This window comes from Deltaproteobacteria bacterium (assembly GCA_030654105.1).
Lineage (GTDB): Bacteria > Desulfobacterota > SM23-61 > SM23-61 > SM23-61 > JAHJQK01.
Genome location: JAURYC010000219.1, coordinates 1 through 6555, shown reverse-complemented (window position 1 = coordinate 6555; position 6555 = coordinate 1). Strand labels below are relative to the sequence as shown.

Genomic DNA, 6555 nt, shown 5'->3' with positions numbered 1-6555 from the left:
TTTATAAGGAGTTGGCAGTTTAGCAGGCTGCGAAAAACCCTGAAAGGCTGTCACTCCGCGCAAGCGGGAGTCCAGAACTGCTTGAATTAACTGGATTCCCGCTTTCGCGGGAATGACGAAAATGGGGCAAAAAGGACTTTTTACGAAGCCATCAATCATAGAGGATACAAAAATGATGGCTTATGAATTCTATTGGAATGATACAAAAGGAGAGGCCCATTTTATTGGGACATTACCCGAGAGACGGAAAAATCCAGAAAGAATAACTTTGGAATCTATCATGAACTGGGGAAAGATGGTTATCGGCGATAATGGAGAGGTCAATAAAATCTTTTTCGTCGAAGTAGAAGTCTAAGAGTAAATTACAGCTCGCACCCGCATTCCAATTTTTCAATTTTTATCCGGGCTTTGATCTTCTCTAAGTTGGAAAAATCCACCCCACTTTCATTCATACGTATGGTGCAGGCTGGAGTCTTTTTCTGCGGTCACAACGCGCGTCATTTCGTCCGTCATCTTTACGCCATGGCGGTACTGGAATGGCCACATGCTTTGGGGATGGAAGATGCCCACCCGATCTCCATCGTCCAGGATATGGCCCAGGTCTGGCTTGAGGCCCGGCATGGCACTCAATTGCCCGTTGATGAAGGTAATCCCGCGCTTATCATCCTGAATCCCCAGGCGTTTCAGTAGATCCCCCATGGTGCTTCCTTGAGGAAGATCCACTGATAAGTTGGCGAAGCTCCCCTGATCGGCTTCCTTTCCGTATCGGGCCAGAGGACCGTACAACCACACATCCACAGAGATGTCAGACATTTTACCCTCCTCCAATCGGGGGAAAAATGCCCACCTCGTCCTCAGGTTGTAAAGGCCAATCCAGGGGACGGGTGCGCCCGTTGACAAAAGCTACCTTCACCTCTTCCCGCGGCAAATTCAACTGCCGGACCAGGTCAGCGATCGTGGTCGCATCGGGTACCTCCAAAGGGAAAGGGGCTCCTGTCACCCCACCGGCGATATGGCGTCCCAGAGTAGCAAAAACTTTCACGCGGATGCGCATCATCTCCTCAGGGAGAATGTACGGCCAAAATGCGAACAGGATTATTGTTGCCCTGTCCGCATTGGCCGTATTTTTTGCCGGTTTAATTTAACGGAACACGGGGATCACTTCCGATGCTTTACAGCTCACCGTAAACGGAGTCCAGCACTTTGTCGGACACGTCAAAGACCTGGTTGTGAGGCGGAAGCGGCTCGTACTTCATGAATTCGGGTATACGGTCTTCCTCTTTGCCGATACCGGCCGCCTCATTGAAGGCCCGCTCCTTGCGCAGGATCTCTCCCCCAATTTTGGCCGCGTCCTCTGATTTCCAGTTAGTCCCCAGGACGCCGTTGCATTCCTCCATCATTCCTTCGAAGCCGCTGGCGATGTCCAGAATGGCAAAGGCGATAAACAGGCAGTGGCCGGTGGAGTCAATGAAGGCAGTGGTGGCCTGGAAGCCCCGGCTGAGAGCAGCCTTTCCTTCAGGGCTGAGGGGGTCCACCTTCCCACCCACGCTGAGAATTTCGGGAGCGATGGTGTAACCTGCGGTGTGGTCGGCGCCCATGGTGGTGGTTGCATAGGTAACGCCCATCCCTTTGACGGCGCGCGGCTCATAGGCAGGCATACTCTGTCTTTTAACTGTCGGTACGCGGGTCACACCGAAGGCCCTGCCGGCGAAATCGGTGCCACCACCCAAGATGCGGCCCATGGGGGTGCCCTTGCCCATTTCGTGGACCAGTTGGATGGCTTTCTTGCCATCGCCAAAAGGGATCACCCCGGCTTCCATAGCCACAGCCAGGGCGGTACCGGTCTCAATGGTATCCAGGCCATACGCATTGCACAGGCGAACCATTTCCGCCACATCGTCCAGGCTGTCAATGCCGCAGTTGGCCCCCAGGGCCCAGTCTGATTCATATTCCACACAGGAGGTATGCTCCGTGCCGTCGGTTTTGTACCAGGTATTTGAACACTGAATGATGCATCCAGGGCTGCAGGCATGGTTATAAACTTCTTTGCCCAAACGGTTCTTGACCCCCTCGAAGATGGCCTCGCCGGCGATTTTGGCTGCACCCTCAAAACGGCCGCTGGAAAAATTGCGGGTAGGCAGACCGCCGGCTTCATTCATGATGTTGACGAGGACGGCCGTGCCGTAGGTATTCAAACCGCCTTTGGGCTTGGTAATGGCGTGTTCCCGCAAGGCTTCCGCTAATTTCTTAGCGCCCTGGTCAAACAATCCCTGGTTAGCGATGGGTACACCCGGAGCCCCTTTACTGTCTAACACGATGAACTTGAGCCTTCTGCTGGCCATTACCGCGCCCAAACCGCCGCGCCCGGAATACCGGCTGGGGCGTTTGCCGAGGTCATTGAACGCAATCCCCGAGTTGCCATATCCGTATTCACCGGCCACGCCGCAACCGGCAATGGCCGCCCTCGTCCCAAACTGTTCGTATACTTTGGGGAAGACTTCATACAGATCCTTCCCCGTATAGGGGTCGGCGGGGAGGAATTCAGCTTTGGGTTTACCAGCTTTATCGTCCCAGGTTAGATGGGTTATCCAATATTTGCCTTTCTCCATAGGCTGCCCTTCCACGATCAGGGCTTTGATCTGCATATTCGCAAAGTATGATGCCCAAGATGAGCCGGCGTTGGATTCTTTTATGCCGCCTGTTAGCCAGGACTTGGCGCCAGCAGAAACCCGGGCCGATGTTGGTGCAGCCGTGCCGGTCACGATGCCAGGGGCAAAGACGAGTTTGTTATTCGGGCCGAGGGGATGACAGAGCGGGGGAACTTCATCGTGGACGATGGTAGAGGTCGTACCTCGTCCACCTAGATTCTTGTAGGCTTCCGGAACTTCGCTAAGGCGATAAGTACGGTCATTCATGTTCAGTCGCAGAATCCACATGTTCTTACCTCCTCTCCTTGAAAGTTGCCAGGGCCAATCCCTGAAGTTGATTCGTTGTATTCCATGTCGACCTGAGCCTTGTCTTTATTTTTCCTCCTTTCCCAATATTTTCCCTTGGAAGAAATGTCGCTGAACTCCCTTTTAAAGCCAACACCATCTGGGAGGATACAAAGTTAAAATGAAAGAGTTGAAGTCAAAAAGTCAATTCAAGTATATTCAATTGCCGAAAGATAATCAATAGAGTAAAAGAGGGCGATTTGCCCCTTTTCCTCATCGCGGAAATTAAAAACGTGTCCGGCTCCGGGGATGATCAAGAGCTCACAGTTCTTTCCGGCGGATCGTAACTTTGCGCAAAGACGCTGCACTTGCTCCAGGGGCGCGGTGCGGTCCTTTTCCCCATGAATCAACAAAACCGCCGCCTGGATATGTTCCACAAGGTTTGAGGATGTCTTGCCCCCCATGGCAAGACCACCAAGGAGCCAGCCAGAGGGATGCGGGTTAGAGGAAAAAGCCCCCTGAGACTTCTTAAATGCGCCTTCCGCGAATTCCTTCCCATCTCCGGCTCCAGAACCAGAAACGGTTAGGTTAGAATGGTAGTCAACTATTTTTAATTTCCTGTACGATGGCGTCGCCCACTTCGGGGGTAGAATTCTTTCCGCCAAGATCTGGTGTCCTGACCTGACCCTTGGCCAGTACGGCCTCAACTGCCTTTTCGATCCGCCGGTCCACTTCCAGAGCCTGGGCATCATTATTTTTATTGCCCAGCCAGTCGAACATCATTCCCCCGGAGAGGATGGCGGCAATGGGGTTTACAATCCCTTTTCCGGCAATGTCCGGGGCGCTCCCGTGAATGGACTGGAACAAGCCATGATGGTCTCCTACTTCACTCGAGGGAGCCAGGCCGAGGCTGCCGATGGTTCCTGCGCCCAGATCCGAAAGAATATCTCCGAACATGTTCTCCGTCACTACCACGTCGAAATGCCAGGGTTTCTGGACCATGAAGACGGTCATGGCATCGGCATAATAACGCTCGCTCTGAATATCGGGGAACTCCCTGGCTACTTCATCGAAAACTTCCCGGAAAAAGGCATAAGCTTCCACCACGTTGGCCTTATCCACGCAGGTCACCCTCTTCACCCCATCCTCTGGGGCGCCTTTCCGCCGGCGGGCCATCTGAAAAGCGGCGCGGACGATCCGCTCCGTCCCCTTACGGGAGATGATCAAAGGGTTCACAGCGGCCTCGTTTCCGATGCGGAATCCTCCCTTTCCGAAAGTATAAAGTCCTTCGATGTTCTCCCGGAAGATCACATAATCAATTCCCTTCTCCTGGGCTTTCTTCAGAGGGGATTCCACTCCCGGGTATAGCTTCACGGGCCGGATATTGGCGTAAAGGTCCAGGTCTTGTCGATAGATGTATCCCGACTGCACTTCCCTTCCATCCGGCAGGCGGACATCGGGAAGGCCCACGGCCCCTAAATAGACCGCATCCGCTTTCCTTACGGTTTCAATGTCCTCCTGGGAAAAGGCTGTGCCGGTTCTCCGATAGCGGCCAGCGCCAATCTCTAATTCGGTAAACTGGACATCCAGGGAAGTCATGTCCAGGGCCGCCCGGATGACTTTCATTCCTTCTTTGATAATCTCGGGGCCTACCCCATCCCCTGGCAATACGACCACTTTATACAATCCCATGTTTTCTCCTTCCCATTATAGTTTCGGGTTTCGCGTTTCAGGTTTAAATTTAATAGGACGCAGATTTACGCAGATAACCGCAGAAACAAAAAAGACGCTATGCGCATAGCGCTAAGCGCTAAGCGACTTTCTGTGTACATCCGTGTCCAAAAAGGAAATTCCTATACAATCAAGTTTAGAGCCAATACCTCAAGACTTTGAACCCGCAACCCGAAACTCGTAACTCGCAACCTTTATTTTAATTTTGCCAGCGCCTCTGCTTTCCTCTGCTCCACGGCGGCAATGGCTTCGGCGCGCTGAAGGATTAGCTTGGACCGGTTATAGACCGGAATATCCACCATCTTTCCATCCATATTTACCGAGGCCGTTCCCCTGCGTACCCCTTCTTCGAAAGCTTCCACAGCCCGGCGGGCATATTCCACCTTTTCCGGGGGTGGGGAGAAGACCTGGTTGAGTACCGGAACCTGATCCGGATGGATGCAGGAAGCCCCCTCACATCCTACCTGGCGGGCTCTGGCGGCTGCTTGCTCAAACCCCTGCAGATCGCGGAAAACAGCAATGCTTCCCAAAAGACCCATGGGTCTGATCCCGGCAGCCTTGCAGACCGTTACCACCCAGGAGACGGGATAAAAAATCTCCAGGCCGTCCGGAGAAGGTTCCACCCCCAGCTCCAGACAATAGTCTTCCATACCGACGGTCATGGACTCAATCCGGGGGCTGGCTATGGCAATCTCCTGGGCTTTCAACAAGCCCCGCGGGCTCTCGATGAGGATGGAGAACTCGATGTGGCCGGGTTTGATCCCCCGTTGCCGCTCCAGCTTTTCCACCAGAGCCTCCAGGTTGCGCACTTCCTCGGCGGACTCGGTTTTGGGCAGGGTAATTCCATCCAGGCCCGGATAAACAGAGGCTTCCACGTCCAGGGGCAGCCAGGAGGGGTCCTTGTTAATCCGCACGCCCACCTCGGCCCCGCCCCGGGCCGCCAGGGAAATGGAATCCTTGATCAGCTTGCGGGCGTTTTCTTTTTCCGCTGGAGGCACAGCATCCTCCAGGTCCAACAGGATCGCGTCTGCCCCCCGCAGATAGGCTTTTTCTACAAATTTCGGGATATTCACCGGAAGGATTAATGTGGACCTTCGCACCATTCGCTTCATTCTTTAACTCCTCGTTTCCAAGATTTGATGACCACTACTGGCCTTTGTTTTTCTATTTCGATAGCAGGTTGGGAAGCCAAGTCGAAAGGGCAGGAATGTAGGTAACCATCAGGAGCACCGCGACCTCCACCAGAATGAAGGGAACCAGCTCTTTGATCACACGGACCAGTGGAGCTTCGGCCATGTCCGAAACCAAATAAAGCAAAACCCCCACCGGCGGAGTCAGTAAGGCGATCCCCAGAGAAAGAACAAATACCGCCGAATAATGATAAGGGTCAAGACCCACTTTATCCACGAGAGGGTACATAACGGGAACAAAAATGAAAATGATGGCAATCACATCCAGGCCGCAACCGACGATCAGTAGGAATATCACCAGCATGGTAAGGACCATGTATTTATCGGTGCTGATGGAAAGAATCAGGTCAACCAGCTTCCCGCCAACTCCGGTGTTCATGACTACATAACCGAAGAAGCCTGCTGAAGCCAGGATAACCAAGAGGTTGGCGACTCCCTTGGACGTCTCTTTGGCCATCTTCCAGAAGTTATCAAGGCGTATTTCCCGGTAGATGAAACCAAGGATCAAGGCATAAATGCAGGCCAGGACGCCTGTCTCCGTGATGGTGACCACGCCGAAGACGATCCCTCCTACAACGATTGCCGGCATGATCAAGGTCAGAAATCCGTCAAGAAAGGCCCGACCCATCTCCTTAAAAGTGGAACGCCTCTCCTCTTTCGGGTAATTCCGGCGGCGGCTGATGATATAAGCCACCCCCATA

The 6555-nt window shown here is 53.3% G+C and carries 8 protein-coding genes; 1 reads left to right on the top strand and 7 read right to left on the bottom strand.

Features of this window, described 5'->3' with window-relative positions:
• Positions 1-172: 172 nt before the first annotated feature.
• Positions 173-355, top strand: a complete 183-nt coding sequence (locus tag Q7V48_09120) for a hypothetical protein (GenBank protein MDO9210893.1) — start codon at positions 173-175, stop codon at positions 353-355.
• 89 nt (positions 356-444) lie between these two features.
• Here Q7V48_09120 and Q7V48_09115 read toward each other — a convergent pair whose 3' ends face one another.
• The 7 genes from Q7V48_09115 to Q7V48_09085 all read right to left on the bottom strand — a co-directional run.
• Complete coding sequence (locus Q7V48_09115; protein ID MDO9210892.1) at positions 445-813, bottom strand: MoaD/ThiS family protein; 369 nt, start codon at positions 811-813, stop codon at positions 445-447.
• 1 nt (position 814) lies between these two features.
• Complete coding sequence (locus Q7V48_09110) at positions 815-1057, bottom strand: MoaD/ThiS family protein (protein ID MDO9210891.1); 243 nt, start codon at positions 1055-1057, stop codon at positions 815-817.
• Positions 1058-1172: 115 nt separating this feature from the next.
• Positions 1173-2936 (bottom strand): aldehyde ferredoxin oxidoreductase C-terminal domain-containing protein, encoded by a 1764-nt coding sequence (locus Q7V48_09105; GenBank protein MDO9210890.1) that lies wholly within the window; start codon positions 2934-2936, stop codon positions 1173-1175.
• A gap of 206 nt (positions 2937-3142) precedes the next feature.
• Positions 3143-3397, bottom strand: coding sequence for a prolyl oligopeptidase family serine peptidase (locus tag Q7V48_09100; GenBank protein ID MDO9210889.1), 255 nt, complete (start codon positions 3395-3397; stop codon positions 3143-3145).
• Between the two features lie 136 nt (positions 3398-3533).
• On the bottom strand, positions 3534-4625 hold the full coding sequence (locus Q7V48_09095) for an isocitrate/isopropylmalate dehydrogenase family protein (GenBank protein MDO9210888.1): 1092 nt from the start codon (positions 4623-4625) through the stop codon (positions 3534-3536).
• A 233-nt stretch (positions 4626-4858) separates the two neighbouring features.
• On the bottom strand, positions 4859-5776 hold the full coding sequence (locus Q7V48_09090; GenBank protein MDO9210887.1) for a CoA ester lyase: 918 nt from the start codon (positions 5774-5776) through the stop codon (positions 4859-4861).
• Between the two features lie 52 nt (positions 5777-5828).
• On the bottom strand, positions 5829-6555 hold a 727-nt coding region (locus tag Q7V48_09085), incomplete at its 5' end, for a TRAP transporter large permease subunit (protein MDO9210886.1).

Excerpts from the sequence above, each read along its gene's own strand:
- Q7V48_09100 (MDO9210889.1), bottom strand. The coding sequence starts at position 3,397 with ATGGGGGGCAAGACATCCTCAAACCTTGTGGAACATATCCAGGCGGCG.
- Q7V48_09090 (MDO9210887.1), bottom strand. The coding sequence starts at position 5,776 with ATGAAGCGAATGGTGCGAAGGTCCACATTAATCCTTCCGGTGAATATC.
- Q7V48_09115 (MDO9210892.1), bottom strand. The coding sequence starts at position 813 with ATGTCTGACATCTCTGTGGATGTGTGGTTGTACGGTCCTCTGGCCCGA.
- Q7V48_09110 (MDO9210891.1), bottom strand. The coding sequence starts at position 1,057 with ATGATGCGCATCCGCGTGAAAGTTTTTGCTACTCTGGGACGCCATATC.
- Q7V48_09095 (MDO9210888.1), bottom strand. The coding sequence starts at position 4,625 with ATGGGATTGTATAAAGTGGTCGTATTGCCAGGGGATGGGGTAGGCCCC.
- Q7V48_09105 (MDO9210890.1), bottom strand. The coding sequence starts at position 2,936 with ATGTGGATTCTGCGACTGAACATGAATGACCGTACTTATCGCCTTAGC.
- Q7V48_09120 (MDO9210893.1), top strand. The coding sequence starts at position 173 with ATGATGGCTTATGAATTCTATTGGAATGATACAAAAGGAGAGGCCCAT.